Source organism: Xanthomonas cissicola (genome assembly GCF_008801575.1).
Lineage (GTDB): Bacteria > Pseudomonadota > Gammaproteobacteria > Xanthomonadales > Xanthomonadaceae > Xanthomonas > Xanthomonas cissicola.
The window spans coordinates 37,430-58,146 of sequence record NZ_VZPL01000020.1; the positions used below are offsets into that span (position 1 = coordinate 37,430).

At 64.7% G+C, this 20,717-nt stretch carries 11 protein-coding genes; 9 read left to right on the plus strand and 2 right to left on the minus strand.

The genetic code is table 11. The annotated features are described in order from the left end of the window. Positions 1-44 precede the first annotated feature (44 nt). The 6 genes from F7R02_RS10805 to pbpC all read left to right on the plus strand — a co-directional run bounded on the left by F7R02_RS10805 (position 45) and on the right by pbpC (position 16,197). The gene (locus F7R02_RS10805; protein ID WP_078590456.1) at positions 45-2,261 is read left to right on the plus strand and encodes a TonB-dependent receptor; all 2,217 of its coding nucleotides are present in this window, start codon (positions 45-47) and stop codon (positions 2,259-2,261) included. A 77-nt stretch (positions 2,262-2,338) separates the two neighbouring features. Beyond that, positions 2,339-3,337 carry a nucleoside hydrolase gene (locus tag F7R02_RS10810; protein ID WP_139371037.1) on the plus strand — a complete coding sequence of 333 codons (999 nt, stop codon included), beginning with the start codon at positions 2,339-2,341 and terminating at the stop codon, positions 3,335-3,337. A gap of 723 nt (positions 3,338-4,060) precedes the next feature. Beyond that, entirely contained in the window at positions 4,061-8,962 is a 4,902-nt protein-coding gene (locus F7R02_RS10820) for an alpha-2-macroglobulin family protein (RefSeq protein WP_172397265.1), read from the plus strand. 326 nt (positions 8,963-9,288) lie between these two features. After that, positions 9,289-12,276: a TonB-dependent receptor gene (locus F7R02_RS10825; protein ID WP_078590476.1), complete on the plus strand. Its 2,988-nt coding sequence runs from the start codon at positions 9,289-9,291 to the stop codon at positions 12,274-12,276. Between the two features lie 147 nt (positions 12,277-12,423). After that, the gene (locus F7R02_RS10830; RefSeq protein WP_033481687.1) at positions 12,424-13,371 is read left to right on the plus strand and encodes a glycerophosphodiester phosphodiesterase family protein; all 948 of its coding nucleotides are present in this window, start codon (positions 12,424-12,426) and stop codon (positions 13,369-13,371) included. Between the two features lie 435 nt (positions 13,372-13,806). Then, positions 13,807-16,197 (plus strand): penicillin-binding protein 1C, encoded by a 2,391-nt coding sequence (gene pbpC, locus F7R02_RS10840; protein WP_167521012.1) that lies wholly within the window; start codon positions 13,807-13,809, stop codon positions 16,195-16,197. Between the two features lie 347 nt (positions 16,198-16,544). Here the strand turns inward: pbpC and F7R02_RS10845 are convergent, their stop codons facing one another. Then, complete coding sequence (locus F7R02_RS10845) at positions 16,545-17,105, minus strand: ferritin-like domain-containing protein (RefSeq protein WP_003483923.1); 561 nt, start codon at positions 17,103-17,105, stop codon at positions 16,545-16,547. A gap of 42 nt (positions 17,106-17,147) precedes the next feature. Then, a complete protein-coding gene (locus F7R02_RS10850) occupies positions 17,148-17,630 on the minus strand; it encodes a peroxiredoxin (RefSeq protein ID WP_078590459.1) in 483 nt (160 codons plus the stop codon). 162 nt (positions 17,631-17,792) lie between these two features. Here F7R02_RS10850 and F7R02_RS10855 point away from each other — a divergent pair, with 162 nt between their 5' ends. From F7R02_RS10855 to pilH, 3 genes are all read left to right on the plus strand, one after another. After that, positions 17,793-18,269: an Hsp20/alpha crystallin family protein gene (locus tag F7R02_RS10855; RefSeq protein WP_005913951.1), complete on the plus strand. Its 477-nt coding sequence runs from the start codon at positions 17,793-17,795 to the stop codon at positions 18,267-18,269. A 411-nt stretch (positions 18,270-18,680) separates the two neighbouring features. Then, entirely contained in the window at positions 18,681-19,580 is a 900-nt protein-coding gene (locus F7R02_RS10860; RefSeq protein ID WP_078590460.1) for a DnaJ C-terminal domain-containing protein, read from the plus strand. A 476-nt stretch (positions 19,581-20,056) separates the two neighbouring features. After that, positions 20,057-20,443 carry a twitching motility response regulator PilH gene (gene pilH / locus F7R02_RS10865; RefSeq protein ID WP_003483927.1) on the plus strand — a complete coding sequence of 129 codons (387 nt, stop codon included), beginning with the start codon at positions 20,057-20,059 and terminating at the stop codon, positions 20,441-20,443. Positions 20,444-20,717: the final 274 nt, after the last annotated feature.

The window sequence follows — 20,717 nt, forward strand, 5'->3', positions numbered from 1 at the left end:
ACGCAGGCCGGGCCGCCCCGCCACCAGAATCCGGAGTTCTTCCCATGTCCGCCAGCCGGTCGCTCAAGATCAGCGCGCTTGCCGTTGCCGTCGTTTCCCTTCTTCCGCTCCATGCTGTTGCCCAGCAGACGCCCAGCGACGACGGCGTCGTGCGTCTGGATGCGGTCAAGGTCACGGTCGAGCGGCGTTCGGAAGACTCCAAGGACGTGCCGGTATCGGCATCGGTGTTGCGTCCGGAATTCCTGGATGCCATCTCCACCAGCGGTTCGGACATCCGCGTGCTGGCCGGCAAGGCGCCCAGCCTGAACATCGAATCGTCCAACGGCCGTGTGTTCCCGCGCGTGTACATCCGCGGCTACGGCAATACCGACTTCAACACCTACGCCTCGCAGCCGGTATCGTTGATCTATGACGACGTGGTGCAGGAAAACGCGTTCCTGAAGGGCTTCCCGATCTTCGATCTGGAAGGCCTGGAAGTGCTGCGCGGCCCGCAAGGCACGCTGTTCGGCCGCAACACGCCGGCAGGCGTGGTCAAGTTCAATTCGGTCAAGCCGACCATCGGCGCCAATGACGGCTACGCCAGCCTGTCCTACGGCACCTACGGCACCATGACCCTGGAAAGCGGCCTGAGCATCGCGATGGGCGACCATTGGGCGGCGCGTCTGTCCACGCTGGGCCAGCGCCGCGACGACTGGGTGGAAAACCGCGACGGCCGCGATCTGGAAGGCTATACCGATTCGGCCGTGCGCCTGCAGCTGCTGTACCAGGCCAGCGACGACTTCAGCGCGTTGTTCAATGCGCATGCGCGCCATCTGGACGGCACCGCGCGCCTGTTCCGCGCCAACATCATCCAGCCCGGTACCAATCAGCTGGTGGATGGCTTCGATGCGGAAAAGTCCTTCATCGACGGCGCCAACCGCCAGGAACTGCAGACCTACGGCGGCAGCGCCAACCTGAGCTGGGATCTGGGCGACATCGCGCTGCACTCGATCACCGCATACGAAGGCATCGGCAAGTACTACAGCCGTGGCGATATCGACGGTGGCTTCGGTGCGGTGTTCGCACCGCCGTCGGGCCCGGGCGTGATTCCGTTCCCGGTGGAAACCGCCGGCGGCATCAAGAGCCTGGATCAGTACAGCCAGGAAGTGCGCGCCGAATCGCAGTACGACGGCCCGCTCAATTGGCAGGCCGGCCTGTACTACTTCCATGACGATGTGGAAGGCGAAAATTACACCTACAACACCCTCAGCGGCGGCGATCTGGCCAGCTACCAACTGACCCGCCAGCGCAATACCTCCTGGGCGGCGTTCAGCTCGTTGAACTACGCGGCCACCGACCGTTTGAACCTGCGCGCCGGTATCCGCTATACCTACGACAAGAAGACATTCGACGTGCTGGCGCTGGACCGCGTCACCCTGGTCGAACCGTCCAGCGGGCAGACCGACAACTCCAAGGTCACCGGCGATCTGGCGGCAACCTTCTCCATCAACGACGACGTCAATGTGTATGCACGTGCCGCACGCGGTTTCCGCGGCGCCAGCTTCGGCGTGCCGTCGGGCACCGCGCCGCTGACCGTGGCCGAGCCGGAGACGGTGGATTCGTTCGAGCTCGGCATCAAGTCGGACCTGTTCGACAACCGCGCGCGCTTGAGCTTCGATATCTACGATTTCCGGGTGAAGAACCAGCAGCTCACGGCGGTGGGTGGTGCGTCCAACGACGTACGTCTGCTCAACGCCGACAAGACCAAGGCCCGCGGTGCGGAGTTCGATTTCGAAGCCTTGCTGACCCAGAACCTGCGCGTTACCGCAGGCGGCGCCTACAACTGGACCCGCATCGACGACCCGAATCTGTCGGTGGGCATCTGCCGCACCTGCACCGTCACCGACCCGATCAATGCGGCCGGCCGCGCAGTGATCGACGGCAACGATTTGCCGCAGGCGGCGAAGTGGATGGCCAACGCCACCCTGCGTTACGGCATTCCGATGGGCAACGACGGCGAGCTGTTCTTCTACACCGACTGGTCGTACCGCAGCGAGGTGAACTTCTTCCTGTACGACTCCAAGGAATTCACCGGCCAGCCGCTGGTCGAAGGTGGCGCCAAGATCGGCTACAACTGGGGCGCGGGTGCGTACGAGTTGTCGGTGTTCTGCCGCAACTGCACCAACCAGATCCGTGTGACCGGTGCGATCGACTTCAACAACCTCACCGGCTTCATCAACGACCCGCGCATCGTGGGTGCGCAGTTCCGCGCCAACTTCTGATCGGCGCTTTGGTGTAGCACTATCGAACCGCCGGCGATCATGCCGGCGGTTTTTTTTATGGCAGCAGGAGTGGGCAGATGCGGCGGACCTGGCAGCGCGCGTGGGGATTGGTAGCGATGTGGTGCGTGTCCACTGCCGCCTGGGCGCAGCAGTCCGTCGCGGCCGTGCCATCCACGCCGGCATCGGTGCAGACCGAGAAAGTGGTGGTCTCCACCGACATCGGCGACGATATCGACGATGCGTTCGCGTTGGGATTGCTGCTGCGTCGTCCGCAGTTGCAGGTGCTGGGCATCGCATCGGCATGGGGCGACACCACGTTGCGCGTGCAGTTGCTGCAGCGGTTGTTGCAGCAGGCCGGGCGCAGCGAGATCCCGCTGGCGGTGGGTGCGCGTACCACCAGCAGCATTGCGATTAGCCAGGCAGGCTGGGCGGCCAAGGGACAGGTACCGGCGGCACTGCCTGATGCGGCCGCGATGATCCTGCAGCAGGCGCGCCAGCATCCGGGCGAGGTCACCTTGCTGGTGCTGGGGCCGATGACCGATGCGGCGCTGGCGCAACAACGCGACCCGGCCGGCTTTGCCAAGCTCAAGCGTGTGCTGGCGATGGGCGGATCTGTGCGGGTGGGCTATGGCAAGTCTGCGTATCGTCCGGCCAGTACGCCGGTGCCGGAGTACAACATCCTGGCCGACGTGCCGGCAGCGCAGCGCGTGTTCTCATCTGGTGTGCCGATCGTGTTGTTGCCGCTGGATGCCACGCAGATCACGCTGGAAGAGCCCGAGCGCGTGGCCTTGTTCGCGCACGGTGACGGACTGACCGATGCGCTGACGCAGCTGTACTACCAGTGGCGCAACACCGACCAGCCCTGGGCCAGTGCCACGCCCACATTGTTCGACGTAGTGCCGGTGGCCTGGCTGCTACGCCCGGCGCTGTGCCCGACCACGCCGCTGCATCTGGACGTGGATGCGCAAGGCTATACCCGCGAAGGCGCTGGTGCGCCCAATGTGCAGGCCTGTCTGCGCGTGGATAAGCCGGCGCTGATCGAACTGTACATGCGTGCGTTGCTGGAGTTGCCCTGATAGCGGGGAACAAATGTCGTCAATGCCTGTGCCCCGCGGCGAGTGCTTTTTTTGCAGCTCTTTGTGAGCTAGTCAAAAGCCTGGTTGGTCGACAGCGCGATGCCCTCACCGCTTGCGGGACACGCCGTGAATCCAGCCTTGGAGGCCCGATGGCGGCATCCATGCCGCCAACTGTCCCGCAATCGGCGAGGTCACCGCGCCAGACAGTCAGCTGGCGACCAACTGAAAGCGGGTCATTTCGACTCGGCTAGCGTGCTGTCGCGGATCGATTGTTTGGCATTCGATGGACGCGACGACAGAACGAGCGAGGGGCGATCAAAAAAGCGCTTTGAGCACTGCTCTCAGAGACACCGGCCAATCGTCATTGGTCCTTGCCCGCTCACCGTCGCGGGACCCTGGGCGGCCTGGATGCCGCCACGAAGCTTACATGGACGTACTTGCAGCGTGTCCTGCGATGGCGGGCGCGCAAGGGCCCTGCAGCCAAGTCTCAGCCCAGCTGTCTGCACTAGGCGGCATGACGTGGTTCGGCAGTCGCTCCAAGCGCGGTTACCAATCATGCGCTCACCGCCAGTTTGCCATCGCAACGCTCGCCAGCAGCGCACGCTTGCCGCCCATCGGCAAGCAGCCAGGTCGTCGCTTTGGCGCCATCAGCCAGATGCGCGGCGTCGCTATACTTGCGTTCTCACATTGCGAGTAGCACGAATGGACAGCCAGGGATCACGGATGATGCGGTCGGGCACACGGCGGATGTTGCTGTGGGCGGTGTTGCTGGCCGTGGCAATCGGCGCGGTGGCGTGCAAGCGCAACGAAAGCGGTCAGCTGCCCGCAGCAAGCGGGGAGGCGATCAAGGCCGACAAGCAGGCCATCACCGGTTTCGCGCTGGCGCGTGCCTATCCCGACCAGACCAGCGACGGCCTGTCGCTGGCACTGGAATTCTCGCGGCCGCTGGTCGGTACGCAGGATTTCGATGCGCTGGTGCGCTTCGAAGAAAAGGTCGGCACGGGCGACAGCAGCTGGACACTGTCCGAGGACGGCAAGACGCTGCGCTACCCGTACGTCGAAGCGGCCAAGGACTACACGGTACTGGTCGACGCCAACCTGCTGGCCGCCGACGGCAGCCGCCTGGGCAAGCCGCTCAAGCAGAAGGTCTACACCGGCGAACTCAAGCCGGTGGCCGGGTTCGCTTCGCAGGGCAGCGTGCTGCCGGCGCGCGAGAGCCGTGGCCTGCCGATGGTGTCGGTGAACGTGCCGGAGGTGGATGTCGAGTTCCTGCGCGTGCGCGAAAAATCGCTGCCGGCGTTCTTCCAGCAGTTCCAGCGTGGCGGGCGCCGCGGCAGCTGGGATCTGGAGAGCGAGTACAGCGGTAACCAGCCGTTGTCCCAACTGGCCGACCCGGTGTACGTCAATCGCTTCATTCTTGGCGGCAAGCAGAACGAGCGCGTGCTGACCTACCTGCCGACGCAGGACATCAAGGAGCTGCAGGAACCGGGTCTGTATTTCGCGGTGATGAAGCGCGCCGGCAGTTTCGAAAACGAATTCGACACCGCGTTCTTTACCGTCAGCGACATCGGCCTGCATACGCGCGCCTACAAGGACAAGTTGTTCGTCCACACCGCCTCGTTGCAGAGCGGCGAGCCGATCAAGAACGTGGAGCTGCGCATCCTCGACGCCAAGGGCGAGTTGTTCCTGAAAGGTGCGACCGACGGCAACGGCAATGCGCTGCTCAACTACACGCTCGACGCCGGCCATGTGCTGACCGCACGCAGCAAGACCGACATTTCGCTGCTGCCGTTCAACCAGCCGGCATTGGATCTGAGCGAGTTCGCCGTGGCCGGGCGCCAGGGCGCGTGGTTCGATGTGTTCGCCTGGGCCGGTCGCGATCTGTATCGCCCCGGCGAAACCATGCGGGTGTCGGCGATCCTGCGCGACAACGACGGCAAACCGACCAAGCCGCAACCGGTGTTCCTGCGCCTGAAGCAGCCGGACGGCAAGACCTTCCGCGAGACCAAACTGCCGCCGGGCGAGCAGGGCTATTTCGAATTCGCCCAGCAGATTCCGGCCGATGCGCCGACCGGCCGCTGGCAGGTCGAATTCCGCACCGATCCGGCCAGCAAGGACGCCGTGCAGGGCATGACCGTGCGCGTGGAAGAGTTCCTGCCCGAGCGCATGAAGCTGGACCTGGACGGCACGCAAAAGATCTTGAGCGCCGGCCAGCCGTTCAAGCTGGTGGCCAATGCCGCGTATCTGTACGGCGCACCGGCCGCTGGCAACCTTTTCACCGCCAAGCTGGCAGTCAGCGTCGAGCAGCATCCGCTTGAAACGCTGCCCGGCTGGTTCTTCGGCGACCCCACGCTGGAGCTGCCGCGCGAAGCCAAGGACGTGATCGACACCGAGTTCGGTGGCGACGGCATCCTGCGCGAAGACATCGCATTGCCGGACGAGGCCAAGCCGGTCAGCACGATTGCCGCGGTCGTCTCCGGCAGCGTGTACGAAACCGGCGGGCGCACGGTCACCCGCACCCTCAAGCGCGTGCTGTGGCCGGCCAAGGCCCTGGTCGGCGTGCGGCCGTTGTTCGACGACGGAGACGGCGCCGATGCCAATGGGACGGCGCGCTTCGAAGTCACCCGCGTGGATGCCGATGGCAAGCCGCAGCCGGCAAAGGGCCTGAAGGTCACGTTGGTGCGAGAGCTGCGCGACTACCACTGGAACTACACCGACAATCACTGGGATTACGACTTCACCCGGCGCTTCGAAAACAAGGACACGCGCACGCTCGATGTGGGCAGCGTCAATGCCAAGATCGATTTCCCGGTGGAATGGGGCGAATACCGCCTGGACGTCTTCGACCCGGCGAGCGGGCTGACCACGCGTTACCCGTTCCGCGCCGGCTGGAGCTGGAACGATGAAAACCGTGGCCTGGATGCGCGCCCGGACAAGGTCAAGCTGGCGCTGGACAAGACCGGCTACCGCGCCGGCGATACGCTCACCGTCACGCTGACCCCGCCGCATGCCGGCAAGGGCGTGCTGCTGGTGGAAAGCGACAAGCTGCTGTACGTGCAGGACATCGACGTCAAGCCGTGCAGCAGCTTCGAGATTCCGGTGACCGAGGCGTGGGAGCGCCACGATGTGTATGTCACCGCACTGGTCTTCCGCGGCGGCAGTGCGCCCAGCAAGATCACCCCGGCACGTGCGGTGGGTGTGGCTTTTGTGCCCATGGACCGCAAGGCGCGGCGGGTGGCGGTGGGCGTGTCCGCACCCAAGCAGATGCGCCCCGAGCAGCCCCTGCCGGTGACGGTGAGCGTGCCCGAGTTGGCAGGCAAGGCCGCGCACGTGACCATTTCGGCAGTGGACGTGGGCATCCTCAACATCACCCGTTTCCCAGTGCCCGATGCCAACGCGCAGTTCTTCGCGCAGCGTCGTCTGGGGACCGATGCGTACGACATCTATGGGCGGGTGATCGAGAGTTTCGAAGGCGCCAGCGGCAAGCTCAAGTTCGGCGGCGACATGGCGCTGGAAGCCCTGCCGCAGGCCAAGCGCCCGACCGCGCGCGTGCAGACGGTTGACCTGTTTTCCGGCTCGGTGAAACTCGACGCCCGAGGCAACGCGCGCGTGCAACTGCCGGTGCCGGATTTCAACGGCACCTTGCGTGTGTCGGCGCTGGTGTACTCGGACACGCGTTACGGCAATCGCGACATGGAAACCATCGTGCGTGCGCCGATCCTGGCCGAAGCCAGCATGCCGCGCGTGATGGCCCCGGGCGACCGCAGTACGGTGACGCTGGACGTGCAGAACTTCACCGGCAAGCCGGGCGAGTTCAACGTGCGTGTGGAGGGCATTGGCCCGCTCGCCCTCGGCGAAGCGTCGCGCAGCGTCAAGCTCGGCGTGGACGCCAAGCAGACGCTGAGTTTCCCGCTGAGCGCTACCGAAGGCTATAGCGTGGCCAAGGTGCGCGTGCGCGTGGACGGCAACGGATTCAAGGCCGACCGCAGCTACGAGTTGCCGGTGCGCGCCGGCTGGCCGCAGGTGTTGCGTGCGCAGACCCGCGTGCTCGATCCGCTGGCGCCGATCACCCTGGACAGCGGATTTGCCGATGGCCTGATGGCCGGCTCGGTGACCGCACGCATGGTGGTCAGCGCGTTGCCGCCGATTCCGTTCGCCAGCGCATTGCAGGGTGCATTGGAGTATCCGTACGGCTGCGCCGAGCAGACCACCAGCAAGGGCTATGCAGCGCTGCTGCTCGACGATGCCACCGCCAGGGCGCTCGGCACCAAGGGGCTGGAGCCGGCCAAGCGCCGCGAGCGCATGGAAGGCGCGTTCGGGCGTTTGGCGTCGATGCAGATCGCCAGCGGGCATTTTTCGATGTGGGGCGACGATGGCTACGTCAATCCGGGCCTGAGCCCATACATTGCCGAATTCCTGCTCGACGCCAAGGACGCCGGTTTTGCGGTGCCCGACAACGTGTTGCAAAAGGCGCTCAATCGCCTGAGCGAAGATCTGTTGTCCGGTGGCAACGAGTTTTACGGGCAGGACCGTCGCGACAACTTGAAGTTCGCCAATCAGGCTTGGTCCGGGTACGTGCTGGCACGCGTCAACCGCGCGCCGCTGGGTACGCTGCGCGCGCTGTACGACAACCAGCGCGACAAAGCGCTGACGGGCCTGTCGTTGGTCCATCTGGGCATTGCCTTGTCGCTGCAGGGCGATACCAAGCGTGGCGAAGCGGCGATCAAGGCCGGGTTTGCCAAGGACAGCAGCGAGCGTCCGCCGTACTTCGGCGATTACGGCAGCGCGATCCGGGACGATGCCTTGATGATGGCGTTGCTGCACGAACGCGGGTTGTCCAAGCCCGAGTACGACACCCGCGCGGTGGCCCTGGGCCGCGCCCTGGATGCGCGTCGCGCGACCGGCTGGCTATGGCTGAGCACGCAGGAGCAAGTGGCGCTTGCGCGGTTGGGCAAGGCCTTGATGGTCGGGCAGGGCAAGCAGGTGTCCGGTACCTTGACGGTGGGCGACCAGGTGCAGCAGATTGCACCTGCACGTCTGTTTGGGCGTAGCTTCGACAGTGCCGCCCTGGCACGCGGTGTGCAGTTCGCACCACAAGGCGAGGCGCCGATGTACGCCAGTCTGGAAGTGGCCGGCATTCCGCGCAGCGCACCGGAACCGGATACGCGTAATCTCAGCGTGGAGCGCAGCTGGTACACCACCGACGGCAAGCCGTGGACCCCGCGCCCACTCAAGGAAGGCGAAGCGTTGATCGTGCGCGTCAGCATCACTGCCAACAGCAGCATGCCCGACGCCTTGCTCACCGACCTGTTGCCGGCCGGCCTGGAAATCGAGAATTTCAATCTCGGCGATGCCAAGCAGTGGGCCGATGTGGTGGTGGACGGCATCGGCATCAGCGAGCGGTCCAGCGCCGCCGACGTCAAGCACGAAGAGTTCCGCGACGACCGCTATGTGGCCGCGCTTGCGCTGTCATCTGGCGGCAAGGCGCAGGTGTATTACCTGGTGCGTGCCGTCACGCCGGGTACCTACACGGTGCCGCCATCGCTGGTGGAAGACATGTACCGGCCGGAGCTGCGTGGTGTGGGGCGCAGCACGCCAGCCACGATGACGGTGGTGCAGCCGTAAGGTGACGCGTTCGCCCTTCTCCCGTCGGGAGAAGGTGCCCCGCTAGGGGCGGATGAGGGTACGAGCGAAGTCTCGTGTAGTTGGCGTGGCATGAGTGGTTTCGCCCGTACCCTCATCCCAACCCCTCTCCCGCAGGGAGAGGGGCTTTTGCAGGGCGCTTGCGACGTTTCCCGGTAGCCGCTGAGCGCTTGCTTCGCATGCCGCGACATCGCTGCGCATTGTCTTTTCGCTGCGACGCAGGCGACACGCGAAGGTCATTTTTACGCTCTACGGTGGCGTGCTTTCTCATCGGCGCAGCGTTAGTGCTGCGCAACTCACGGGATTCCATGCAGCGCTTCGATCCGTACCGTATGCACCTGTCCGTTCTCGCCGTGGCCATTGCCGCATGCTCGCCTGCAGTGCAGGCGCAAACCGTCGGCGTGTCATCCGACGCCGTGGGTCTTGCGTCACCAATACGCCCGGACACGGCGTCATCCAATGAGAGTCAGCGTCCCACAGAGACGGCGTCGGTGGCAGAGCATCCCTCCAACACCGCCTCCACAACCTCGCGCAATGATGCAGACGGCCGCGGGGCGCCCGCCGCAGACGCGCCTGAAAGCGGCGTAATGACCCTCGATGCCATGCAGGTCACCGGCGTGCGTCGCGCCAACGCGGCTGCGGTGGAAAGCAAGCGCGCGGCGACCAATATCACCGATGTGATCAGCGCCACCGACGTGCGTGCCTTGCCCGACAGCACCATCGTCGAGGCATTGCGGCGCGTGCCTGGCTTGTCCGTCCTGCCTGCCACCGATAACGAGCATCCGCGCGATGAAGCAGCCACGCCGGTATTGCGTGGCCTGGGGCCCTCGTACAACAACGTCACCATCGACGGGCTCACCATCGCCTCGCCCGGCACACCGAACGGCACGCTCGGTTCGATCACGCGCGGCGTGCGCCTGGACCTGTTGCCGGCCTCGATGGTCAGCGAATTGCAGGTGGTCAAGACCTTCACCCCCGACCTGGATCCCAACGCCACCGGCGGTGCGATCAACCTGAAAACCCGCAGCGCCTTCGAAAACGGCGGCAAGCCGTTCTTCAGCGCCGAGGCGGCGCTAGGCCACGCCAACGATGTGGGCAAGCCGCGCGATCAGGACGATCCTGGCTATCGCCTCAACGCCACCGGCAGCCGCACCTTCGGTAGCGAGCAGCAATACGGTGTCACCGTGTCTGCCAACTATCAAACGCTGAGCAGCTACACCGAAACCCATATGACCACCGACACGGTGCACTACGGGTTCTACGACAACAGCGGTGTCTTGCAGACCGGCGACAGTCTCGGCAATGGCTGGGCGGTGCCGCAGCAAGATAAATATTGGTACGTGCAGGATCAGCGCGACCGTTATGGCCTCACCGGCAAGTTCGAGATGCGGCCCAGCGCGGCGCTCGAAGCTTACGCGATGGCCGGCTACTACTATTTCAAGGACGACATGGAGCGCAACGAGGTCATCATCGATCCGCGCAACCGTGGCCGTGTCTTCAATCAAACCGCAACGTCCGGCAGTTATCCCGGTGGCGACATCGAGGTGGGCTATTCAAACCAGGTCGTCACCACGCGTACCAAGGTTGCGCAGCTGGGAACCATCTGGCGGCCTACCGATCGCCAACAGTTTTCCGCACGCGGAGCGTGGTCGGACGCGACCTACGACGAGCCGATTCGCATGATCAAGTACGCCACCGGCATCACGCGCCCGGCACCGGTGCCGGTGGGCCAGACCGGCAGTGGCGTAACCGTCAATGCCACGCCCAACTATGCGTTCAATTACGACACCTCCGGCTTCGATCAACGGTTCGGCGTGTCGCCGCAGGCATATGACAATCTCGACAATTACACCCTGTCGTACTGGCGCCCGGACTATCAGCGCACCGCGTCCGATCGCATCCTGACCGGTCGGCTCGATTACGGTTTCAACCAAGGCGAAAGCGATCAAGGCATCGGTTTTGCGGCAGGCGTGTCGTATACCACCGACAAGCCGTCCTACGAGATCTATCGCGTCGAGTATCAGCCCAATACGACGGCGCCGGCGTTCGGCCTGGCCGACGTGGTGGGCACCGGCAGGGCGCCGATGCGCTATGCCGGTTTGAACCTGCTGAGCATCGATCCGAACAAGGCCAATCGCGTGCTGGCGGCCACGCCGTTGAGCGCGTTCAACAGCACCGACCAGCAGGCCTTCAGCAATCAGGATAATTTCACGCATACCGAAAAGACCTTCGGTAGCTATGGCTTGATCAGCTATCGCAGCGATCGTTTGAATGTGCAGGCCGGTGTGCATTTCGACAGCACCAAGCTCGACACGGTGGGCCGCCAACGGCAGCTGGATGCGGCAACCAATCACTACGTGTACGTCGATAACCCGACCAGTGCGGACTACGACTACCTACTGCCGTCGGCGGTGATGACCTATCACCTGACCGATGCGCTGGATCTGCGCGCCGGTGCAAGCCGCACGTTGGGCCGCCCGCCGTACGATGCCTATGCGGCGCGTACCTCCATCGGCTTCGTCAATACGACAGACGCCGGCAACCCGAACGCGCAGGGCGTCACCGTCACCATCGGCAACCCAGACATCAAGCCGCGTGTGTCCAACAACCTGGATCTATCGCTGGAATGGCGCCTTCCCGGGGATTTCGGTGCGTTCGCGTCCGCTGCCGTCTTCGACAAACATATCCAGGACGAGATCTTTACGCTCTCGCGCACCGATAGCTTCACCTTCGACGGCACCACGTATGCGAATGCGTTGATCAGCACACCGGCCAATGCCGCCAAGGCGCGTATCCGCGGTGTAGAGTTCAACGGCATCGTCAACACATTGGGGCCGATCGCGCCGTGGTTGAGTGGCGTCGGTTTCAGCGCAAACCTCGCATTGCTCGATGGCAGCCTGGATGTGCCTTACAGCGTCGGCAGCGGCAGCAGCCTGACCCAGCGCGAACGCAAGCTCGACAATCTGGTCGGTCAGCCCGATTACACCGCCAACGCAACGCTGTTCTACAACGCCGGCGGGCTGGAACTGCGCGCGGCCTACAACCGGCAAGGCAAGGCGCTGCGTTCCATCGTCAGCAACATCGATTGGCAGGACCTGTATTGGTCGTCGCGTTCGCAACTGGATTTCACCGCCACCTATGCGGTGAGCAAGCAGTTGAGCGTGATCGGCCAGGTCAGCAATATCACCCACAGCCGCATCACCAGCGTGACCGGCCCCGGGCAGAATCTGCTCAAGGACAGTTATTCGGTGCCCACCACCTATTGGGTGGGTTTGCGGTTCACGCCGACGCTGTGAGCGCGGCCCGGGCGACAGGTGGGCAATGCCTGCCAGCCTGAAATCGATGCCTGCCATTTACCCGCTTGATTTCACCAGCGTGTGCGAAGCGTGGCAACGCCCGTCTGCCGCGCTACCGTATTGCAAACATCTGATTGGAGCTGTTCGATGACATCACGCCCTATTGCCGTCCTCGCCGCCGTGCTGTGCGCGGTCGTGGCCACTGCGGCGAGCGCCGCACCGATAGGCGTGGCCGCGATCCAGGCGCGCCTGACCAATCCGCAGGGCGGCCTCGTGGTGGTTGCGCACCGCGGGTGTCATGCCGCCGCGCCACAGCATGGCTTCACCGAGACCGCGCCGGAAAATTCGCTGGCGGCGTTGGAGCGCTGCATCGCCATCGGCGCCGATGTGATGGAAACCGATGTGCGGCGTGCCGCCGATGGCAGCCTGGTGATGCTGCATGACGCCACCGTGGACCGCACCACCGATGGCACCGGCAAGCTGTCCGAGTTGACCCTGACCGATCTGCAGAAGCTGCGCCTGCGCAGCGACGAAGGTGGCGCACAGGCACCGTTGACCGACCAGCGCGTGGTCACGCTCGATCAGATGCTGGCCAGGGCCAAGGGGCACATCCTGCTCAACCTGGATGTCAAGGACGCGATCTACGTGCAGGTGATCGACGCGGTCGCACGCGCCGGCATGCAGCATCAGGTGATCGTCAAGGCCGAAGCCGGCATGTTCACCGCGCCACTGGCGGCGATGCCGCCGTTCGATACGGTGTACTTCTTCCCGATCCTGATCAACGCGCATGGCAAGGCCGATCTTGCTGCTATTGCAACGGCACAGACACGCAATGCACGCCCGATGGCATTCGAGTTGCCCAAGATGACCGCCGCGCAATTGCCGGCACTGGCAGCGGTAAGCAAGGCGCATAACGTGCGGCTGATGGTCAATTCGTTGTGGGAAGGCTTCATTGCCGGCTATGGCGGCGATGCGGACGCCGAGCGCGATCCCGACAAGGTCTGGGGCCGGATGTATCGCGACGGTGTGTCGATCATCCAGACCGATGCGCCGGAAGCCTTGCTGCGCTATCGCGCCACGTTGGAAAAGCGCTGAGCGGAAGCGACCAGGCCGCCGTCCCAAGCGGTGGCAACGAGGTCTAGCACGGCGCGCCGCGCACCAAACAACTCGACGGACGAGATGTCACGTCTAAACGAGTGCATTGGCGGGGTATCGCTACCACCTGCCGATGATGCGTGCTGCTGCCGAAGGGTGCCGTCCGCACCTTCGGTGTGAGTGCCCTGATCATCGCAGGCACCTGCATGCGGCGACCACAGGTGGGAGTAAACGGTTGCCGCGCAAGGATGTCCGCATGTCGCTCAGGGTCTGCGCCTGTCCTTGGGCCAGTCGCTTGTCCGGCTGGCCGTGCAGTTGGTCGTGCGGCTGATCGCGCTGCAGATACGCTGGCCTGGAATCGCGCAGCGGTAGCCGAAACGCGTTTTGCCCTGCATGCTTTGCGCGATGGATGAACAGCCGCAGGCACCAACAGGGATGGATCGGACGCAGTCGCGCCCGCAAACGCCGAACCATCAGGCCCGCAACGGACGCCGCTGGCTGCGGTGGCTGCGCTTGGGTGCGGCTGCCTTGCTGAGCGTCATGCTGCTGCTCGATCTGGCCTTCCCGTTGCCGTTGCCCAAGTCCCGCGACACCTCCGCCTTGGTGGTTGCGCGCGACGGCACGCCCTTACGTGCATTCGCCGACCGCAATGGCGTATGGCGCTACCCCGCCACGCCGCAGAGCGTGTCGCCGTTGTATTTGCAGGCACTGCTGAACTACGAAGATCGCTGGTTCTGGCGTCACCCCGGCGTCAATCCCTGGGGTCTGCTGCGTGCCGGTGGGCAGTGGATCGGGCAGGGCCACATCGTGTCCGGCGGCTCCACGCTGACCATGCAGGTGGTGCGCATCCTGGACCCGCATACGCGTACGCCGTGGGGCAAGGCCAAGCAGTTGTTGCGCGCATTGCAGCTGGAAGCGCACCTGAGCAAGCACGAGATTCTCATGCTGTATCTGGAGCGCGCGCCCTACGGCGGTACCATCGAAGGGGTGGAGGCGGCCAGCTGGGCGTATCTGGGCAAGCCGGCCAAGGCCTTGTCGCACGCCGAGGCCGCGTTGCTGGCGGTATTGCCGCAATCGCCCAGCCGCCTGCGCCCGGACCGGCACCCGGAAGCGGCGCAGCGCGCACGCGACAAGGTGCTCGACCGCATGGTCGAGCTGGGCGTGTGGTCGCGCGCGCAGGTGGACGATGCGCGCATCGAACCGGTGGTCACACGCTCGCTCAAGCCACCGTTGCATGCGGCCTTGCTGGCACAGCGCCTGCACAGTGCGCAGCCGCGTGCGGCGCGTATCGTCACCACGCTGGATGTGGAATTGCAGCGCACGCTGGAAGAGCGCGTGGCCACGTATTTTTCGCAGTTGCCCGAGCGCACCTCCGCGGCATTGTTGGTGGTGGACAACGCCACGATGGAGGCCCGCGCCTACGTGGGCTCGGCCAGTTTCGGCGACCGCAAGCGCCTGGGTCATGTCGACATGGTGCAGGCATGGCGTTCGCCCGGCTCCACGCTCAAGCCGTTCCTGTATGGCATGGCGCTGGACGATGGCCTGATCCATTCCGAGAGCCTGTTGGTGGATGCGCCGCAGAGTTTCGGCGACTACCGGCCCGGCAACTTCGATGCGGCGTTCAATGGTCCGGTGAGCGCGGCCACGGCGTTGCGGCTGTCGTTGAACGTGCCGGCGGTGGATCTGCTCGAGCGCATCGGCCCGGCACGCTTCGCTGCGCGGTTGTCCAATGCCGGGATCGCGCTGCATTTTCCTTCCGGCAGCACGCCATCGCTGGCGTTGATACTGGGCGGCACCGGCGCACAGTTGCAGGAGTTGGTGGGCGCGTTCGCCGCGCTCAATCGCGGCGGTATTGCCGGACGTGTGCGCTACACGCCAGACGATGCGCGCATCGATCGCCGCTTGATGTCGCCGGGTGCGGCCTGGATCGTGCGCGAAATTTTGCAAAGTAATCCGCGCTCCGGATACGGCAGCGGTACCTTCGACACCACTGCACGCCCCGGCGTGGCGTGGAAGACCGGCACAAGTTATGGCTACCGCGATGCATGGGCCATTGGCGGGACGCGGCGTTATACCGTCGGCGTCTGGGTAGGACGGCCGGATGGCACGCCGTTGCCGGGCCAATACGGTGCGGTCACCGCATTGCCGTTGATGTTCGAAGTCATCGATGCCTTGCCGCGCAGCGCCGGCGACAGCGCCCCGTTGCCGATGCCCGCCACCGTGCAGGCAATCAACATCTGCTGGCCGCTGGGCGGCGCTGCCGATCAAACGCCACCGGCTCTGTGCGCACGTCGTGCCGATGCGTATGCACTCGACGGTGCTGTGCCCCCCACCTTTGCCGAACGCGATGCGCGTCTTTGGCAAAGCGGGCAAGTGCGCTTCGAGGTCGATGCGCGCAGCGGTCAGCGGTTGTCGCAGGAATGCAGCCAACCGCATGAGCGTGTGCCGCGCGCGGTGGCGCGCTGGCCGGCGTTGGTCTCGCCCTGGCTCAATACATCCGAACGCGCCGCCGCGCAACTTCCGCCCTTGGCTGAAGATTGTGCGCCGGACGGGCGCATGACCGGTGGCGGGATGCTACGCATCGATGGGTTGAGCGACCGCGCCACGCTTGCGCGGGCCAACGACGCCGCACGCCCGGTGCGGTTGCAGTTACGTGCGTTGGGCAGCGAGGCGCGCATCGATTGGCTGCTGGATGGCCGCTGGATTGCACAGACCAACGGAAGACAAGGATTTCAGCGCGATTTCGAAGAGGTTGGGTTGCACACGCTCACCGCACTGGCCAGCGATGGCGCATGGACGCAGGTGCGCTTTCGGGTGTTGCGTTGATCGGGTCGCCAACGAAGTGCTACCGCCCCGTGCTCAGCGGCAGACACCTGCTGCTTGCGACAACCCCTGTAGGAGCGCACTGGGCGCGACGAGGCGTTACCGGGGATGCTCCATCGCGCCTGGGTGCGCTCCGACATATGCGTGGGCGAGGGCGGCGGCGCGTCGGGATCTGGCCACCTCGTAGGGTCGTTGCTCCTATGGGGCGCAATCGTATACGCGCAATCTAGCGGCAAAAAAACAGACAGGGCGCTCAAGGCGCTCCCTGTCTGTTTCATCATCGAGTCGATTCCGATGTCAACTCGCTGCGATCTTTCATCGCAACGCATCGCTACATCGCAAAACTCAACTCACTCGCCGATCCAGCCTTCCAGCATGTCGGCGAATTCATCGGCATGCTCTTCTTCCTGGGCCAGGATGCTTTCGAGAATGCGCTTGGTGGTGGTGTCCTTGTCGCCGATGAAATCGATCATCTCCCGGTAGCTATCGATGGCGATGCGTTCGGCGATGAGATTTTCCTTGACCATGTCGCGCAGGTCGGTGCCTTCCTTGTATTCGGCATGCGAGCGCTTGGTCAGGGTGTCCGGATTGAGATCCGGTTCGCCGCCCAGCTGCACGATGCGCTCGGCCAGCTTGTGCGCGTGTTCTTGTTCCTGTTGCGCGTGCTCCAGGAACTCGCCCTTCACTGCGTCGGCAAGCATGCCCTTGGCCATGAAGTAGTGGCGGTAGTAGCGCAACGTGCACACGTATTCGGTGGCAAGCGCGGTATTGAGCAACTCGATCACCTTCTCGCGATCGGCGTGGTAGCTCTCGGTGATGGCGCCGTCTTCGATGCTCTGGCGCGCGCGGGCGCGCAAGGTGGCAGTGTCGGTGATACCGGCGGGAGTGTTGGTGGCTGGCTGATCAGACATGGCTGGCCGTCTTCCTTCTGGGTGGATGGGAGAAAGGGGTATTCAATCCGGCAGATGCTGCAGCACGTAATCGGCTGCAGAGACTTTGAATTCGCCGGGTTCTTCAACAAACAACGCCTTGACCACCGCGTCGTCTGCATACAGCGCGTAGCGGCGCGAGCGCAGGCCCATGCCCGAGCCGCTGGCGTCGATTTCAAGGCCCAGGGCGCGCGCCAGTTCGGCGTTGCCGTCGGGTAACAGGTGCAGGCCGTCGGGAATCAACTGGCTGCGTCCCCAGGCCTGCATCACGTAAGGGTCGTTGACCGCGGTGCACAGCACTTCGATACCGCGCTTGCGGAATTGCTCGAAGTGTTCCACATAGCCCGGCAGGTGCTTGGCCGAGCAGGTGGGGGTAAAGGCCCCCGGCACCGCGAACAGCAGCACCTTGCGGCCTGCGAACAGGCTATGGGTGTCGACGGCCTCGATGCCGTCGCGCAGGCGCTTGAGCACGACTTCGGGAATGCGGTCACCAACGTGGATGGTCATGCGGCAGGCTCCTGTGGCTGAACGGATTCTAGAAAGGGGCAGGGGAAAAGCGCGTCAACGCGCTTGAAATCCGTCCGGCCACGCCTATCTGACGCACATGGCCGGCGCAGCTGCGCACCTTGCAGTCGCCGGTCCCGTCATCAACCTTTTTGGAGGCTTGCAATGAACATCGTTCGTTATCCCCAATTTCCCACCCACGCGCTGCAGAACGAGATCAAGCATGTGTTCGATCGCTTCTTCGAGCAGAACGGCGACACCGACGAATCGGCCGTGGTGACCGCGCAGTGGGTGCCGCGCGTTGACATCAAGGAAGAGGCGAATCACTTCGTGCTGTACGCCGATTTGCCGGGCATCGATCCGAGCCAGATCGAGGTGCAGATGGACAAGGGCATCCTGTCGATCAGGGGGGAGCGCAAGAGCGAATCCAGCACCGAAACCGAACGCTTCTCGCGCATCGAGCGCCGCTACGGCAGCTTCCATCGCCGCTTCGCGCTGCCCGACAGCGCCGACGCCGATGGCATCACGGCTGCAGGCCATAACGGCGTGCTGGAAATCCGCATTCCCAAGCGCCCGGCCGCCACGCCGCGCCGTATCCAGGTTGGCAACGGTCAGAACACCAGCGGCAGCACGGTGCAGTAAGCGCAAGAAACGTCGCGGCGGCGCGCGATGCAGGCGCGTGGTGTTCGCCTGGCCGGCCTGTACTGTGCGTGCAGGCCGGCCAGGCGACCGGCAGTTCCGACCGGCACCTCTGCCAGCCGGAACTGGCCGCCGCAGGACGCCGGACCTGGGGCGAGGCCACGGCTTCGCTCCCCGGCGACAGTCGCGCCGTAGAATAGGCGCGGTTGCCCGCCCGGCTGCGAATAGATTGGCCAACAGCTCCATGGCGTGACCGCTTGCGGACGCGGCTGGTATGCGAATTCGGCACGTACGCCCGTACGGTGCAGGGTTGCACGCCTTCCGCGCCGCACACGCGCTGTCCGCCGGAGCGCTGGCCGTTCGAACTGGCTCGTGGCCTCGGCTGCGGGCCGTTTTTTTTCCAGAGGTGATTAGATGGAATTCAAGGATTACTACGCAACGCTCGGCGTGGAGCCCAGTGCAGGCGATGCGGAGATCAAGACCGCCTACCGCCGGCTCGCGCGCAAATATCACCCCGACGTCAGCAAGGAAGCCGGCGCCGAAGACAAGTTCAAGGCGATCAACGAAGCCTACGAAGCGCTGCGCGACCCGGCCAAGCGCAAGGCCTACGACCAGTTGAAGGCGCAGGGATTCCGCCCGGGCGACGAGTTCCAGGCCCCGCCCAATTACGGCGGCGGGCAGGGCTTCGATTTCGAAGAAGTGTTCGGCAACGGCGGCGCTGGTGGCGGCTTCAGCGATTTCTTCGAGAGCCTGTTCGCCGGCCAGCGCGGTGGCCGTCCGCGCGGCCCGGGTGCCGGGCCTGGTGCAGGTGCCGGCCCGCAGGCGCGCGGCGACACCCGCGCCAAGCTTGCGGTGCCGCTGGAAGCGGTGTATTCGGGCGACAGCGTGCGCATCACCATCAACGGCAAGCAGCTGGATGTGCGCGTGCCCAAGGGCGTGCAGCCCGGCCAGGTGATCCGCCTGAGCGGGCAGGGCAACGGCGGCGGCAACCTGTTGCTGGAGATCGAATACGCGGCGCATCCGCATTTCGAGGTGGACGGGCGCAACATCCTGTACACCTTGCAGGTCATGCCCTGGCAGGCCGCGCTGGGCACGACCATCAGCGTGCCCACCCTGGGCGGCCCGGTCGAATTGAAGGTGCCGGCCGACTCGGATGCCGGGCGCAAGCTGCGGCTGCGCGGTCGCGGCCTGCCGGGCACCACCCCGGGCGACCAGATCGTGGAACTGGAAATCCTCGCCCCGGCCCCCACCGACGATGCGCAGAAGAAGGCCTACCGCAATCTGGCCAAGGCGTTCGGCGAGACCGTGAGCTGAGCAGCGCGGGCCAGATCAGCTTTGCGCGCGCAAGGGTTGGGTGAGGCCACGCGCGCTCAGCGCTGAGGCGGTTGATGTCGATCCGCATCGTCGAGTCTTGGCCGCTGGCTCAGCCGGCGCTGGGGAAGGGGGCCAGCCCCTCTCCTTTGGAAGAGGGGCTGGGGTGAGGGTTTGGCTGCCCCGCAACGTGATCATCAACTTGATCAGGATCCCACCTCCTCCAGCGCTACGCGCTCCTTCCCTGCCATAAAAGCGGAGTAGGCAGGAGAGCGAATCAACGCGGCCGCTCGGTGAGTCCTGTATTGAATCCAGCCTGTGCTATTGGACGTAATGGCTCCAGCTACTCAAAAACAGCGCGTCGATCCATACATGTCTGGCCACGCTCGCCGACCACGAACCCTCCAGCAACTCACCTGGCCCAGCTACCGAAAGCGCGGCCGGCGCACTACACTCGCCGCGCACACTAGGGGAAACACATGGCACGTATTTTGATCGTCGACGACTCGCCGTCGCAGCTGCTGGGGATTCAGCGCATCGTCGAGAAGCTGGGGCACGAAACCATCACCGCCACCGATGGTGCCGCCGGCGTGGAAGCGGCCAAGCAATCGCTGCCGGATCTGGTGCTGATGGACGTGGTGATGCCCAACCTCAACGGATTCCAGGCCACGCGCACGCTCAAGCGCGAGCCCACCACCCAGCATATTCCGGTCATCCTGGTCACCACCAAGGATCAGGACACCGACCGCATGTGGGGCATGCGCCAGGGGGCCCGCGCCTACATCACCAAGCCGTTCTCCGAAGACGAGCTGCTGGAAGTAATGGAGCGTGTGTTCAACCAGAAAGAAGAGCCGCCGAAAGCGTAAGTGCACCGGCCAGGCGTGATCGACGTCGGATTTCGGCAACGCAGATGTGGGATTAGCGGGAGACGGTCCAACCCTCTCCCGGGGGAGGGAGTCCGATGAGGACTCGGCAATCGGGCGATGCGGACGTCGACGTCGTCTCGCGCCATCGCATCGCAGCGAGACCTTCAGTCTATGCCGAGCGCCACCTTCTGCCGATGGGCAAGGGCAGAGCAGTTGGGGTGACGCCCGCGGCGCAGCCGTCGTCGCCTTGGAACAACGTGTGGTTGAAAGGATG